The sequence below is a fragment of the Mycobacterium sp. MUNTM1 genome (assembly GCF_054660795.1).
In genome coordinates, this window is the sequence record NZ_BAAGDE010000046.1 from 1 (window position 1) to 13,952 (window position 13,952).

A 13,952-nucleotide genomic window follows, 5' to 3' on the forward strand; every position below is an offset into this window, starting at 1 on the left:
TCTTGGATGAGATCGCCCAGCGGCGCATAGTCCTGGGAGGCGCGGTCTTCGGTGACGTCATAGACCTCGGCTTGGGCGCGATCGACTACCTCGGCGATGTCAGCGCCGTCCGCGCCGGCGTAGCCGTATTGCACCACCCGGGTGCCGGCTTGCACCAGGCGGCGCAGCACGGCCTTTTCGGCGACGATGTCGGCGTAGTAGCCGGCGTTGGCCGCGGTGGGCACCGCGGAGATCAGCGTGTGCAGGTACGGCGCACCGCCGACCCGGGCTAGCAGGCTGCGCCGGTCGAGCTCGGCGGCCACCATTACCGCGTCGGCGGGCTCGCCGCGGCCGTACAGGTCCAGGATCACGTCGTAGATGCTCTGGTGGGCTGGCCGGTAGAAGTCAACCGGGCGCAGCCTTTCCAGCACGTCGGCGATCGCGTCCTTGCTCAACAGCATCCCGCCCAGCACCGATTGCTCGGCGTCGAGGTCCTGCGGGGGCTGGCGCCGATCGTCGAGCTCGGTGTAAGCCTGCAGCCGCTGGCGGGCGCGGGTCGGTGTGGGCATCTCGAGATCGGTCATGCGGCCACCCACTGGGCGCCGTCGTGATCCTCGTCGCGGTCGCCGGCGAGTTCGGCCGCGATCACGGGCCAGCACTGATCACACACCATCGATTTCAGCGGCAGTTCGGGGCGCATGGTGGCGCGGTGTGAACCGCACAGCATGCACTGGCAGCCTCCGCTGATCGCCAGGTCCATCAGCAGGTCGGTGTCGATAGCGGATGGAGCCGCAATGTCTTCGACCGCAACGGGTTCCGCTGCGAAGTGGGCTAGGGTTTCGTGCGCCCAGCGGGTCAAGGCCGCCGCCAAAGGCATCTGCGGGAACAACCGATGGGCCCGCCGTCCCGCCGCGGCCAGCGCGGCGATCGGGTCCACGGGACGGCCGAATTTCACCTCGTGTGCCTTGAGGAGCTCGGCGCGGCCGGCGGGGCTGGTGACCGCGGCCACTTGGGCATACCAGTGCGCAGTGGTGCGTTCCTGTTCCTGGCGGGCCTGGCGTTGGGCCCGCTGCTCCCAGGCGCGTTGCAAGGGCCGCAGCCGGGGTCCGGCACCGGGCACGTTGTGGTGCAGCCGCCACAGCGCGAGGCGCCAGGGCCGCTGCAGGTCCGCCGGCATGGGCCGGCGCAGCTTGTCGAGGATCTGATCGGGCAACCACCCTGCGGCCAGCCGGTTTTGGATCTGCGCACCCAGCATGAACCTCAGGTGCTTGGGCAGCCGTGCCAGCACCTCGGGCAAGCCGGCCAGCACCTGGCGCAGTTCGTCGGTGGATACCTCAACCTCAACCGGTCGGGAGCTGTCGGGCTGCTCGTCGTTGCGGGGGGTAGGGGGGTAGAGAGATTGGTTCTTATAAGGAAGGCGCCGCGAAAAGGTGACCGAATCGGGCTCGCAGTGGCTGCCCGAGGTGATGACCCGGCCGTCGCGATCCCGGGCGAGCACGGCGATATCACCGGTGAATTGGTCGTTGATCGCCACCATTGCGCGGGTGTTGCGGCCTTGGGCTGCCCGATAGACGATCAGCCCGTCGGCCGCCAACGCCGCTAGCGCGCGCCCGACGGTTTTGAGGTCGTAGCGTCGGCCGCCGCCGGCGGCGATGAGCTCGACGAGTTGTCCGAGTGCTACCCGGTCGTCGGTGATTCGGCTCCAGCCGCACAGCAGCTTGAGTACCGCGGTCAGGACGTGGCGTCGGGCGCCTCGCAGGCCAAGCTGGGCAGCGTGTGTTTCGACGCGGCCGCGCACCATTTCGGCGTCGGAAAACGTCACCCGCTGTCGATGCCGGCAAACTTCCTGCGGCCGGCCTCCGCCGCGCCGGCGCGCGCCGACATGTGGCGTCTTTGAGCAGTTCAGACGGTGTTTCTGCGACACTTCGCCTGAATACGTTGAATTGTGTCCTGGGTAAGAGCTACCCTGGGAACTACTTGTCACGCAGTTCTCCCTGTTCAGCACGGGGACCGAGATTCGAAGTTGGCGCTTCGGACCTCACGAAACTCGGAGTTGGCGCTCCGAATTCGACCTTCTGATCGATTCCCAGATCCCCCTTCCGGGGGGTTTCTGTTTTCTGGTCCCGCTATTTTTTTGTGGCGTCTCTCCCCTGGTGTTCGGGGATGTTGGGCGGCTATTGCCTCCTTTCCGACGTGGCTTCCTGATCCGAGTCGTCGGCTTCATCCGACCATGCCTTTGACCGATGAAGGCGGACCGACACGAACTTTCCTGTTTGCTGGCTCTAGCTCGGCGTCATACGGGGGCTCGGAGTCGCTGAAATCGTGTTTGCTGAGCTGCCCCCACCGACGATTTGCCAATTAAAACCGCTGGTAGAGCACCATTTCTACGCATTGTTTGCTGGCGGCCGACCGGCGGCACCGAAGGGCTCCACGCCCTCGAAACCGTGTTTGCTGGCGCGCTAGCCCCTCCATGGGCGTGGGGAAAAGCCCAGGTCGGCCCCGGTTGTCGGGCCGGACAACCGGGACCCCAACCGCCTGGTGCTAACTGTTGCAAGCACCCGCTGTTGGGTCGGGCGCAGATCACGCGGTGGCCTTGGTCAGCTCGGCGCCGAGCGCTAGGTCGACGCCGCTGCCGACGCGTACCGACCACCCGGCGTCGGTCATCTGCTGTCGCAGAAGGGGGTCGGGTTCGAGCAGGGCCATGGCCGTCGCGGGCTCTGTAGCCTGATCACTGCGATACCAGGCGTACGGGTAGCCAGCGGGATCACAGACGACCCAGCCACGATGGCCGGACGGTCGTCCTTTGGTGGCCGCACCGTCAGCGCTCTTGGCGGATGACATGAGAACTCCTTTCCGATTTCAGCTGCACCCCTGCCGGGTGCGGGAACCTCAGAGCCGAGGGGGCATCGACAATGCGCGCCCCGGCGGCTCGGCATCGCTGCCGTCGGCAACATCCACGCCGTAGTGGTGGGCCAGGGTGATCAGCACCGAACACGGGGCGCCGACGACACACTCACCGGTCGGCACGCCCTCGCGCTCCCCCGCCCACGGCCCAGCACTGAACGTGCACTCGGCGCAGACCACGGCAGAGTCGGGACAGCACAGGGTCTCCTCGCCATGGGCCGTTGCAGCGCTCGAGCTCTCGTTGCAGGCCTGGCAGACCATGACCACGGGGCGGTGCCGGGCCGCGTGTGCGAGCAGATCCGAACGATGCCCAGGCTCACCAGCTCGCCCGGGCGGGGCATCAGCCAGAATCGCCACGAAGATGCGCCGCAGCAGATCGGGGTAGCCACCCGCGGTGGCGGCGATGACATCGCGATGCGCGCCATCAGGGAGGTAGTGCGCGATTTCTTGTTCCACTGTGCCTCGGCTCAACGCCACCACCCAGCCGCACCGCTCGCAGCGCCGCGAGGCCAGCCAACGGCTGCCGTAGGTGAAGGGGCCTAACCGCGTGGCGATGTGGTTGCAGCGTTGTCCACACACTGCATAGATTTCGGGCCGGTAGCATTCTTCGACACCTGCCGCGACGCGAGGCCCGAAAACGGCGACATCCACCGCGTGCCAACGCGACTGAAATCCATCGCTGGCCGCCGCGATGGCAAACCGCGATTCGCCATAGCCACTCATCGGGTCACCGTCGCAGTGTCGGCGGCATCGGCGGCAACTGCGCCGGCACCGGACGGCGGCGACAGCCAACGCGGATCGACCTCAACCCCGCCCTGCTGAGCTCGCGCAGTGACCAATTGCCGACGACGCTGCGCGGCAACCGTATTCACCGAAGCCCCATCGTGCTGTCTCACGCTGTTTTCTCCATTGCCGGTAACCGATCGGCCTGCTCCACCACATGGGCGGCCAATCGCCTGATCTGCGCGTAGCGCTCCGGGGTCATCCGATCCGGGGCCGGCTTGCGCACGCCATCACCAGAACCGGTGATGAGCGCATCGGCCTGCAAAGTCTTGATGTCGAGCGTCTCGAGCATCACCGGATCAGACCCGAAATCGGTGGTCGCGAAATAGGCACGCACTGGCCTGGTCTGTCCGGGCCGCCCAGGCCGCCCCATGGCCTGCTTGTGCACGCCCGGGGACCAATCCAGCTCCCCGAATACCAGCGTGTTGACCACCTCTTGCAGCCCGTCGATACCAGCCCCCGAACGCAGCGACATGATCAGCACTCGGGCCCGACCGGCCATGAAATCGTCTAAGGACCGCTCTTTTTCCCTGTCCGTCTCGCGCCCGGTGTACATCGCCGGCCGGTAGGAGCGCAGCCGTTCGGCCCAGATGTCATGCACGGCGTGATGCCACCCCAGCAGGATCACCCGCTGTTCGCTTTGCAACAGCAGCTCCACGAAGTCGGCAACAAACGGCGCCTTGGCAATTCCGGTGTGCTGACGCATCATCCAGTCGAATTGACCTGCCGCCGTCCAGCGTTCGCGAGGGTTAGCAGACTGGTCCAAGATCAGCCGGGCCAGCGCAACCGCATTACCCTCTATCTCGCTGAGCACCTTGGGATCCGACGGCACCGACTGCTCGATCGGAATGATCGGCGGAACCTCGATACCGACCTCTTCAAGCGTGCGCCGCAGCAACAGACCCTGCGAGGTCAAATATGATCTCAACGCCGTCGGGTCATACACCTGGGTTTTGGTGTCCAGCCCCGAGGTGTGGCACCACTCCCGCGCGAACTCATAGCGGTCGCCCAACGCGCCCGGGCGCAGGACGTCGATGACGTTGTAGATCTCCCCGCCGTAGTTGTAGATCGGGGTCCCCGACAGACCAACACGGTAGGTGGCCTCGCGGGCCACGGTCATCGCGGCCTTATACCGGTCGGATTGGTCCCGGCGCAGTTCCTGCACCTCATCGAAAATCACCGTGTTCACAACACCTTTGAGGTGGTGCTGCCACTTGGCCAGCTTCGAGTAACTCATCACAATCAGATCCGCGGTGCGCCCGCGGCGCCGCAGCGAATGAATCGGCCCGGTCTTGACCTCGACCGAGGTGAGCTGAGGGTAGAAGGTGGCCAGCTGGCGCCGCCACTGCTTGGGCATCGTGCCGGTCAACGTGACCGCGAGAGCCGGGCGCGCCTGCGGCCGCTCCAACAGCGCCAGGCTGGTGAACGTCTTGCCCATCCCGAGCTCGTCGGCAACCAGCACCCCGCCGGTCGCCCACACCAGATCCCGCGCGGTGCGCTGATAGCCCCGCAGCGGCACCGCCGGCGACACCCATCCAGGGCCCGCATCGACCGACAGCGCGCCGCCGGAAAGAACATGCTGCACAGCGCTTTCGGCGCGCCGATGCTCGCCGGCCATCGCCCGCAGCCGCTGGCGATCCTGCAACGAGGCCTTCATGGGCCACCGGTCGGTCAGCCATTCCAAATCCCGCGCGACCTCGAGAGTGCCCGTCAGCGTGACCGTGCCACGGGTGGTGGCGGCAACCCGCGGAAAGATCCGCTTGATGCGGATCATGACGTCGGGCTCTGCCTCGATCTCCCACACCCCTTCCGGGGCCCACCGGTACTGACCGACGACGCGCGCCGTCACAGCACCAACCCCGGCCCCGGCAGCGCGACCATCCGCACCGGCACCCCGAAAATTTCGGCGGGCATCCCCGACAGCGAGGACAGCCGCGGCGTCGCGACCACCAGCGCCCCCACCCGCTCATGCGCGGCATACCGGGCCAACTGCGCCAGCACCGACGAACCGCTGGCCCGCATCTTGACCTCGAGAGCCACGCAACCATCAACGAGGAAGTCGGGCCGGTCGCGCTGGGTGAGCCGAAATTCCCGCTCAACCCGAAAGTCGTGCTCCTGCAAGACCTGTTCGATACCGTCTTGCAGGGCGATCTCGCGCGCTGCACGGTAGATCCGCCGCCCCAGGACCGCCACAATATGGTCAGCGATTGCCACCGCATCCGCCGCGGTGTCTTGCGTGGCGTAGTGCGGCGCGCTCACTGTGCCACCACGCTGTCGAACCCAGCGAGCGCATCGCTGTCTGTCAGCAGTGCAGACCACCGCGGGTCGACGTCGATCATGTCGCGGTGCGCTCGTGCAGTCAGGCATTGCAGCGGCGTGTCTTTGCGCAGATATAGCGGGTGGCGCGGCTGTCCGCTGCAGGTCCAGCCCAGTACGGCGAGGCTGCCGCCGGTGGCCTGACAGATCCGCCACATCCGGCTGGCCACGGCCCGGGCCCGCGCCGGGTCGGCGTCAGCACCCCAGGCCAAGACGATCACGTCGTGCGCGGCGGCCTGGGCGTCGAGCTGAGCGTCATTGTCGTACTGCGGATCGTCGCTGGTCCCGATCGGATCATCCATGCCGCCAAGGTCTTTGGGGTTGGTGGCCCGCGCGGCGTACAGGTTGGTCAAGGTGACCGCGCTGTAGCCGAAACCGTCGGCAAACCCGATGTCACGCCGCGATGTGGGGTCGTCGCGGTGCTCGTCGGCGGCCGACGGGTTCAAGGAGATGAACATCAGTGCCGGCCCGGGCCCACGCCGGCAGCTCAGCCAGTACCGGTAGCGCCGATCCGACGAGAAGTGCGCTCGGCGCTCGGGGCGATGCCAGTGCGGCAGGTGAAGATCCAACATCAATGTCACAACACACCTCTTATGAGTGAAAAGCCCTGCGACTCAGGCGCTTTTGGCTGGCAGGGGACGTGAGCGCGCGTTGCGCGCCCCGCCGCCGAAGGTGCGCGCGCAGACCAAGACACGCTGTCCTGGTACGCGGCGGTTCCTGTTGTAGAGCACCATGATCGTGATCGCCATCCGCACACCTGCGGTGCCGGTCAGGGTCTCCCCCAACGCGGCAGCGTGGGTGCGCAGGGCCGGCGGAAGCACACCCAGCAGGGTGTCGGCCAGCCGCTCCGGATCGATACGGTCGCCCAGATGGTGTTGGATCAAGCCGATGCCATGGACAAGCGGCGCATCGTAGGCATCCATGCGCAGGTCCCACACCTGAAAAATCAATTCCAGGGTGTCGCGAATGAGATCGGCGCCGCCGAGGGCAAAAAGCTTCTCCAATGTCGCGGTGCAGCGCACGTTTCCGGCCTTGGGTGCGTGATGAATCTGCAGCTCCAAACTGGTCACGACGCGTTCAATCGCCAGCACGTCAGGATCACCGCTGGCCTTGCGGGCCTGCCAGTGATCCCAGGTGGACGGGCGCCGCCGTTCCCGGTTGAGCCGATCAAACAACCGGGCTTCGTCAGCTACCGTCAGACCCTCATGGATGCGGGCCACCATCGTGGCCTGGGGGTCACGCAATCGCGCAGCCTCCCAACGGTGTTGGCCATCAACCAGCGCGTAGCGCGGGTTGTGGTCGTGACCGCGATCGCTGACCTCGATCACCCCGGCCAGCCGGCGATCCCAGCCGGCGGCCAGCTTGCGGGCCCGGCCCATATCGACCGCGCGCTGATAGGACGGATCGACGAACAACTCCTCGACGCGCACCGCGTCGATGTAGCCGCCCGCGTTGGCCGCCGCCGCGGTGACACTCACACTCATCGTCATGCTGCTGTGGTCCTTCCTCGCCGCGCACCCGGTGTGCGCTCCACGCCGCCGCCGGCATAGATGTCGTGGCAGGCATCGCATCGGGTCCGGCCCGGTGAGTGCCAGGTGGCTTTGCAGTCCACGCACAACCCACGCCGGTACGCGTCATGCCCATCGGCAGGTGCCCCGCTGCCCGCCGCCGCCGGCGCTCGTCTCGCCGTGCCGCCGGCCGCCCTCATGCCGCCCCCTGGTCTTCGGCGACGACTCCTGGCCGCTGCGCGCTGCGCCGCCGTGGACACGTTCGGCCATGGTCATCCCGCCCAGGACACCGCGCTGATCACGGCCCTTGTTCAGCCCATAGCTGCGGCACTCGTCCAACACCGGGCAGTACTGGCAGATCGCCTTGGCTTCGGCCTGCACCAACGGACTACGGCTTAGCCAGTCGACCTCGGGAAACGCAGCGCACGCCCCCTTTGAGACGAAGCTGACCAAGTCCACTTCCTCGCTGGCCGGCGGCGGTTCTGGACAAGGCAACGACAAATACCGGTGCACCGAGCGGGGAGTGACCCGCAAGTAGTCGGCGATCGCATCAGGTGACTGGCCACGATTGCGCATCCGGTGCGCGGTGATTCGGTGGTTGATCGATCGCGTATTCGGTGTTGTCGCAACCTCATTCATGATCGGTCCCCCAACGTGTTCTCACGCAGCCGCCGATACTGCGCGCCGACGTCGGCGATACCCAGCCGCGCCAACGCCTCAGGAACACGGCCCGGGCCGACCGCGGCGCGCGGGCGCCCGTCAGTGGGCTTCGCGTGGATTCCTAACCGCGACATCACCGCGGTGAGCGTCAGCATCATCGACGCGCTCGGGCACGCCACCTTCATCCCTTGTCGATTGAAATGCGCCGCGGCATGCACCGCCCCGCGGCTGACTCCCACCGCTGCGGGCATGCCCTGCCCGAACAGCCACCGACCATCACGAAAGCCATAGCGGCCCAACACGGTTTGCGGATTGGCGATGACGATCGTGCCGCCGTCGGCGCCGACGTCGATCAACTCGACATCCTTGTGCGCCAGAGCCTGCGCCATCCATAAGGCGGTGGGCCCGTCCTCGAAGTGAATCCGCATCCGTTGACCGACACGCTCGATGGGTGTGAACGCCAACACCGCCGCGACGTGACGCGTACGCGTCTCGGGATCCTCACCCACAGCGCACAGATGCAACCGGACCGCAGACACGAACGAAGCGAAATCCTGCGACTGCGGCCGCGGCCGCCGCGGGGGTGCACATTTGGTCGCGTTCATGCCGAGACCCCCAGCCCGGTGAGCTCACCTGAACCCGCCTGCAGGCCAGCGATCTCACCCAACCTGGCCATCGCTAGAGCCCACTGAGTTTTCTTGCGGCGCTCGGGCACCCACACGCCGGCATACAGCCCGCTCTCGGCCCCAGAGGCGACTGCGTCACCCGCGCATTGCCGCCCCACGGGGCAGCGCCGGCACATCTGCTCGAGGTGGACCCGCACATCCTGCTTGGGCCGATGCTCAGGGGTCCACAACTCCGGGGCATCCGAGGTCTCCAGGTAGCACACGGCCTGCTTGCGCCACTGCTGCTCACGGATCACCATCATCATCGCGCACGCCCCAATACCATTGGTGTGCTCGTAATTTCAGCGATAAACCGCACCGCCATGCCGGCTACTCGCGCGGCAGCGGGCCGGGCGGGATCGTCGAAACGAATCGCTGACCACAGCGCGTCGTATTCGCGTCGCAGGAAGCCGAATCCCTCGTGGCTCGACGACAAGGCGCGCCTGGGGCCCACGGCCGCGCGCACGGCGCGCTGCTCGGCCAGTGCGGCACGACACCGGTCGCCGGCGGGCCCAATGGGGTTGTAGAGGTCGGCGATGAACCGGACGGCCATCGCGCCGGCCTGCGTAGCCTCAATGCGGGCGTGGTCGATGCGGTTGGCGCGTACGTCCTCCCAGAGCTCGTCGACCTCCTCGCCCAGCAGCATCGCGCCCTCTTCGACCGATCCCCAGATGCGCGGATAGGCGGTCAGGCTTCGGGTCAACTCCTCCCAGATAGCCAGCTCGGCGCACTGGTAAGGGCCCGCGGGGGCCGCCATCAGCTCGGCGGGTGTTGAGAGGTCTTCGATGGTGCTCGCCTCGACGAACAGCGCTGGTGTGCTCATACCAGCACCGCCTGCCGGTCCAGGCCCAGGTGCCGGATGCACTCGGCGCACGCCTCGTCGCCAGGCACGCACGGCCAGCTGCACAGCAGGCAGGAGCTGGTGCAACTACGGCAGGCCCATTGGCCGTCCACCCGGACTGGCTCGATCGGCTCCTTGCCGCACAGCGGGCAGTCAGCGAAGGCCGCGGATGCGGGCCGACTGAGGCCCAAGGAGGCGGCGACGGCCCCTGCGGCCGCGTCTAGGCCGGTGTTGGTGCACGTCAGCACCGTGGAACGGACATTGAGGGCAGAAAGGCTTGATTCCGCTGATGGGTAGCCTCTACCCTGAGATTGACTCAGCAAAGTCATCTCCTCCTTCAGGGGGGAAGACCCTTGGGCGCGAAGCTGGTACCTTCGTCGTCCAAATCCCAGAGTTAGCCCCCTTCGGGGGGTTCTCTGTTTTCTGGGACAGGGTCATCGCTATTGACATGTGCGAAAAGCGCCGCGTCCGCGGCGGGCGCAGCTAGCTCAGCAGCCGTACCACCACCTTCGAAAAGCCCTGCGCGCCAAGAAACATCACAAGATCCGTCCTTCCCCTGCCGCAGGGTCGGCGATGGCTTGCCGCACCAGCTGGCGTTGGCGGGTGCTAAGCCGGACAAGGTGGTTGGCCAGCGCCGCGGCCTCGGTGCCGTCCGGCGCCATATCCCCGGGGTAGACGACCAGCCTCGGCTCGCCGTCCGGGGCCGGAATCTCGGCAACGAACCCAAACCGAGCAACATCTTCGCCGCAGGCGTGCAGCTGCCACCCCTGGCGCAGCAACGCCAGCGCCCACCAGTACGCGATACGCACCCCGCGGTCGGGTTGGCACACCCGCCCCGGAATCGGCGCCACGCACTTACGGATCGGCGCCGGCGCGTTCATCAAGCCGAGCCCGCGCAGCAGGTCCAGGAGCTCGTCGAGCTGCTCAGTCCACCCGAGGGCACCCAGGCGCCACACCGCTTCGGCGAGCAGGGTGGGCACGTCATGGGGAAGCGCAGGGTTGTGGTCGTTGCTGCGCACCACCTCGACGAGGCGATACGAGGCCAGTCGCACACTCACGCGCGCCGCCAGCTGATTGGCATCGAAGTGCACGCCAAGCAGCAGATCGCCGCGCCGGCGCAGTTCAGTGGTCCACCAGTACACGGGACGCACGGCCTGGGCGGGCTGCTTGATCCGCGAGGTGGGAATGGGGGCGAAGCATGGCTCGAACCCGGCAAGGGAGGGCATCTGAGGCGTTGGGCGATGCCCAAGTGCGTGAGGCAGTTTCACCAAATCCTCCTCATTAAGCCGGTCTTACGCACACCATACTCTAAACTAAGACGATAAAGTAAGACACTAGGATTAACAATTTTCGGGAGCCCTCGGTGAACCTGTCTAGCTATGACGCGCCAGGCCGTAGACCTCGTATGACGCGCCGTGTGCTGCGTGGCTTCAACGCACAGACCTTCGCCGAGATCCGCCGTCACAACGGCATCAGCGTCAGCGACCTCGCCCGGGTCGCCGACGTCTCGCCGGCGACCATCTTCAACTGGGAAGGCGGCAAGGGAACCCCTCAGGTGGATCTGCTTGCCCGCGTTATGCGCATCCTCGACACTCCGATCGAGCAGGTTGTGACCATCCCCGCCGACGAGCGCTACCCCGGTGACTGGCGTGTCCTCAAAGGGCTGACCCAGCCCGAGCTGGCCGCGGCCGCCAAGATCGCCACCACCACGCTGCGCGGCATCGAACGCGCCGACGCGGCACTCACTGACACCAACGCGGCCAAGCTCGCACAACGGCTCGGAATCAGCGTCGAGGAATACCAAGCGGCCTACCAGCGCGCCCGCCAACGGCCTCCCGGCGCCCCGGTGTAACGGCGTCGCAACTCCCAGCAAATCCCTGCGGTCGACATAGCCTCGATCGGTACGCGCCGCGCAGCTGAGCTGCGTGTGGGGCAGGGCCGGCGCGCAACCAGCAGCCACAGCCACAACGGGCCTGCTGGCGAGCCTTTCCATTCCCATCGGTCCTCCGAACGCCCTATGCCTTTGCCCCGGCACCGAGGCTGGGTACAGAAAAATTCCAACAGGTCAAACGCGGAAAGTCACGAAAGTGAGCAAAGGAAAAAACGACAACTCGCCAATAACGATTCGATAACAATCGCTGGGGGCGGAGTCGGGTCGGCGAATGGGGCCAGCCGGTGAGCAGCAGGCACAGGGCGGTGGCGCCGAGGGGTGCCCAGCGGACTGCGGCAGTGGGCCGTGATGCACGGGCGCTGTGCTTTGGCGCGCTGTTTTCCGGCGTCCTTGGGGGTGGTTCTGAGGCGCTCACGGGGCGCGGTCTCCTTGCCTGGGCCTGGTGGGTATGGGTGCAGACGCTACCAACAAAAACACAGCGGTGCAATGGTTTGAAACATTGCGCTAGGTTTTTTGCTGGGGTGTAGTCCAAAGCATGCAGGGCAGCACGGCAGCGCCCGAGGGCTTCACCCCTTGGCTTGGACAGGTCCCGGCCCCTACCGCACCACTACTCGATATCGGTGACATAGCGACACAATGCGCGATCGGGCGGTCGTTCCGCGACGTCTTGCAGACCCGTTTGGTCGCGTACCAAGTCGTATTTCGTCCCGCCACATCGCGCGACTCGACGCGACTCGGCTAACGCGTCTTGCGGCCTGCGTTCAGGCAGAGTCGACGATGTCTGAGAGCGCGAGCGGCCCGTCGAACTGGTTACGCCCGGCGAGGGTGTCATAGACAGCGCCGGGATCGTCCAAGGTGACCGCATCGAGGTCGACGCCCTCGACTGAGTGTGGATCGACCCGCACCCACCGCCACGGATGGGCCACTACCGCAGCGTCATTGAGAAAACCGGTGTAGTAGCCGTCGAGAATCGTTTCACCGGGCAGCATCACAAGATGCAGCGAGCCAAAGAAGTAGCGGTCGTTGTGATTACGGAAATGACCCATCAGGTGTCGACCGAACAGCCGTGCGGTCACATCGGTTTCGTGCCCGGCCGAATGACCTTCAAAGCGCGGCGCCGGCGGATAGTTGCGGGACACGATCCCCGCTCCCCGCACGGTGACCGTCGACAGATCGACGTGCCGGTAGCCGCCACTGATCAGGTAGCCCGTCGCCCAGAGCCCTCCCAACAGCGCAGGATCTAGGCCTGGCCCGATCCCGGCGAGCACATCGTCATCCACTGCAACTGATGGGCCGCGAGGCTGTCCGTGGCCGAACAGCTCTTTGGCCGTCCAGCCCGAGAACATCTGCTCGAGCACCACACAGTGATGCCCTTGGGGAAGGGTCCGCACCTGACCTCCGACCCAGCGGTAATACTGCGATTTCGTGGGCGGAACGGCATTGCGGGGCAGGTCTAATTCCCGGGCCACGCGCTTATATTCAGCGATGAATTCGGAGTAAGCGTGCATGTGACGTTCGTCGAGAAGCGCCTTCAACAAATTCGCCACAAAGCCAGCCTAGAAGCCAAAAGCGACTCTATGCGACTTCACCACGCGACTCGACGCGACTCCGAAAGACGAGAAGAGGCCCGGAAGCGACATCGCTTGGCGCAAACTGGGTGCCCGCGGTGCTTACGATGAAGCCAATGACCGCCACCTCGCTGTTCAAAGACCACGCCAGCGCCTACGCCGCCTGGTCGGTGAAGAATCCGGTCAACAACCAATACGACCGGCCCACCATCCTTGAACTGGCCGGCGATTTGAGCGGAAAACACGTTCTCGAACTGGGATGCGCCGCCGGCGGCCTGACCACCCATCTGGTCCAACGAGCCGCCGAGGTCCTCGCCGTTGACGCCGAGCCGCAAATGATCGAGCTCGCCCGTCAACGGCTCGGCACTGCGGCCCAGTTCGAACTCGTCGACCTCGACCAGCCCACCGACATCGCCCCACCCGCCAGCGTGGACGTCGTCGTGGCCTCGCTAGTCCTGCACTACATCCAAGACTGGGCTCCGCTGATGCGAGAGCTTCACCGCTGCCTCAAGCCCGGCGGAACGCTGGTCTTCTCCATGCACCACCCCATCACCGGATGGCTGTTGTCAGATCGCGCGGATTACCACCGCACGCAGCTGGTCAGCGAGGTGTGGAACTGGGGTGGCCTCGAGGTGACAGCCCAGTCATACCGCCGGCCCCTATCGAGCATCTTCGGTGAACTCCGACGCGCAGGCTTCAGCATCGACACCGTCGAAGAACCACAGATCCAGCCCACCGCTGACATCGACGCCGAGCTGCTCCACGCACTGAACACCCAACCGTTCTTCCTCTACATACGCGCCCAACGCGACTAACTACCCGCCGCCATGAATCCTG

General features: G+C 66.0%; 17 protein-coding genes. 2 read left to right on the forward strand and 15 right to left on the reverse strand.

The genetic code is table 11. From position 1 onward, the window contains the following. The 14 genes from ACYQ8K_RS22200 to ACYQ8K_RS22265 all read right to left on the reverse strand — a co-directional run. A partial coding sequence (locus tag ACYQ8K_RS22200) for a DnaB-like helicase N-terminal domain-containing protein (RefSeq protein WP_459972449.1) occupies window positions 1-548 on the reverse strand: 548 nt, incomplete at its 3' end. An 11-nt stretch (window positions 549-559) separates the two neighbouring features. Further along, the gene (locus ACYQ8K_RS22205) at window positions 560-1,801 is read right to left on the reverse strand and encodes a hypothetical protein (RefSeq protein ID WP_459972427.1); all 1,242 of its coding nucleotides are present in this window, start codon (window positions 1,799-1,801) and stop codon (window positions 560-562) included. Window positions 1,802-2,559: 758 nt separating this feature from the next. After that, entirely contained in the window at window positions 2,560-2,820 is a 261-nt protein-coding gene (locus ACYQ8K_RS22210; protein ID WP_084954305.1) for a hypothetical protein, read from the reverse strand. A 48-nt stretch (window positions 2,821-2,868) separates the two neighbouring features. After that, window positions 2,869-3,606, reverse strand: a complete 738-nt coding sequence (locus ACYQ8K_RS22215; protein WP_051641659.1) for a hypothetical protein — start codon at window positions 3,604-3,606, stop codon at window positions 2,869-2,871. Between the two features lie 169 nt (window positions 3,607-3,775). Then, window positions 3,776-5,515 (reverse strand): SNF2-related protein, encoded by a 1,740-nt coding sequence (locus tag ACYQ8K_RS22220; RefSeq protein ID WP_051641660.1) that lies wholly within the window; start codon window positions 5,513-5,515, stop codon window positions 3,776-3,778. Beyond that, window positions 5,512-5,925 (reverse strand): hypothetical protein, encoded by a 414-nt coding sequence (locus tag ACYQ8K_RS22225; RefSeq protein WP_051641661.1) that lies wholly within the window; start codon window positions 5,923-5,925, stop codon window positions 5,512-5,514. The genes ACYQ8K_RS22220 and ACYQ8K_RS22225 overlap by 4 nt, the downstream gene beginning before the upstream one ends. After that, window positions 5,922-6,554 carry a DUF1643 domain-containing protein gene (locus ACYQ8K_RS22230; RefSeq protein ID WP_225337344.1) on the reverse strand — a complete coding sequence of 211 codons (633 nt, stop codon included), beginning with the start codon at window positions 6,552-6,554 and terminating at the stop codon, window positions 5,922-5,924. The genes ACYQ8K_RS22225 and ACYQ8K_RS22230 overlap by 4 nt, the downstream gene beginning before the upstream one ends. 42 nt (window positions 6,555-6,596) lie before the next feature. Next, window positions 6,597-7,412: a DUF6551 family protein gene (locus tag ACYQ8K_RS22235; RefSeq protein WP_225337335.1), complete on the reverse strand. Its 816-nt coding sequence runs from the start codon at window positions 7,410-7,412 to the stop codon at window positions 6,597-6,599. A gap of 204 nt (window positions 7,413-7,616) precedes the next feature. Beyond that, window positions 7,617-8,129 carry a WhiB family transcriptional regulator gene (locus ACYQ8K_RS22240; protein ID WP_459972429.1) on the reverse strand — a complete coding sequence of 171 codons (513 nt, stop codon included), beginning with the start codon at window positions 8,127-8,129 and terminating at the stop codon, window positions 7,617-7,619. After that, window positions 8,126-8,689, reverse strand: coding sequence for a hypothetical protein (locus ACYQ8K_RS22245; RefSeq protein ID WP_225337333.1), 564 nt, complete (start codon window positions 8,687-8,689; stop codon window positions 8,126-8,128). The genes ACYQ8K_RS22240 and ACYQ8K_RS22245 overlap by 4 nt, the downstream gene beginning before the upstream one ends. A gap of 62 nt (window positions 8,690-8,751) precedes the next feature. Then, a complete protein-coding gene (locus ACYQ8K_RS22250; RefSeq protein WP_051641662.1) occupies window positions 8,752-9,081 on the reverse strand; it encodes a WhiB family transcriptional regulator in 330 nt (109 codons plus the stop codon). After that, window positions 9,078-9,638 (reverse strand): hypothetical protein, encoded by a 561-nt coding sequence (locus ACYQ8K_RS22255; RefSeq protein WP_225337332.1) that lies wholly within the window; start codon window positions 9,636-9,638, stop codon window positions 9,078-9,080. The genes ACYQ8K_RS22250 and ACYQ8K_RS22255 overlap by 4 nt, the downstream gene beginning before the upstream one ends. Further along, window positions 9,635-9,904 carry a hypothetical protein gene (locus ACYQ8K_RS22260; RefSeq protein ID WP_240631779.1) on the reverse strand — a complete coding sequence of 90 codons (270 nt, stop codon included), beginning with the start codon at window positions 9,902-9,904 and terminating at the stop codon, window positions 9,635-9,637. Before ACYQ8K_RS22260 ends, ACYQ8K_RS22255 begins: the two co-directional genes overlap by 4 nt. A gap of 288 nt (window positions 9,905-10,192) precedes the next feature. Beyond that, window positions 10,193-10,882 carry a hypothetical protein gene (locus ACYQ8K_RS22265; RefSeq protein WP_245845398.1) on the reverse strand — a complete coding sequence of 230 codons (690 nt, stop codon included), beginning with the start codon at window positions 10,880-10,882 and terminating at the stop codon, window positions 10,193-10,195. 179 nt (window positions 10,883-11,061) lie between these two features. Between ACYQ8K_RS22265 and ACYQ8K_RS22270 the strand changes: the two genes are divergently transcribed. Further along, a complete protein-coding gene (locus ACYQ8K_RS22270) occupies window positions 11,062-11,508 on the forward strand; it encodes a helix-turn-helix domain-containing protein (protein WP_064939214.1) in 447 nt (148 codons plus the stop codon). A gap of 800 nt (window positions 11,509-12,308) precedes the next feature. Here ACYQ8K_RS22270 and ACYQ8K_RS22275 read toward each other — a convergent pair. Further along, window positions 12,309-13,094 carry a hypothetical protein gene (locus ACYQ8K_RS22275; RefSeq protein WP_036473359.1) on the reverse strand — a complete coding sequence of 262 codons (786 nt, stop codon included), beginning with the start codon at window positions 13,092-13,094 and terminating at the stop codon, window positions 12,309-12,311. A gap of 137 nt (window positions 13,095-13,231) precedes the next feature. Between ACYQ8K_RS22275 and ACYQ8K_RS22280 the strand changes: the two genes are divergently transcribed. Continuing rightward, window positions 13,232-13,930, forward strand: a complete 699-nt coding sequence (locus tag ACYQ8K_RS22280) for a class I SAM-dependent methyltransferase (protein WP_176234870.1) — start codon at window positions 13,232-13,234, stop codon at window positions 13,928-13,930. Window positions 13,931-13,952 lie beyond the last annotated feature (22 nt).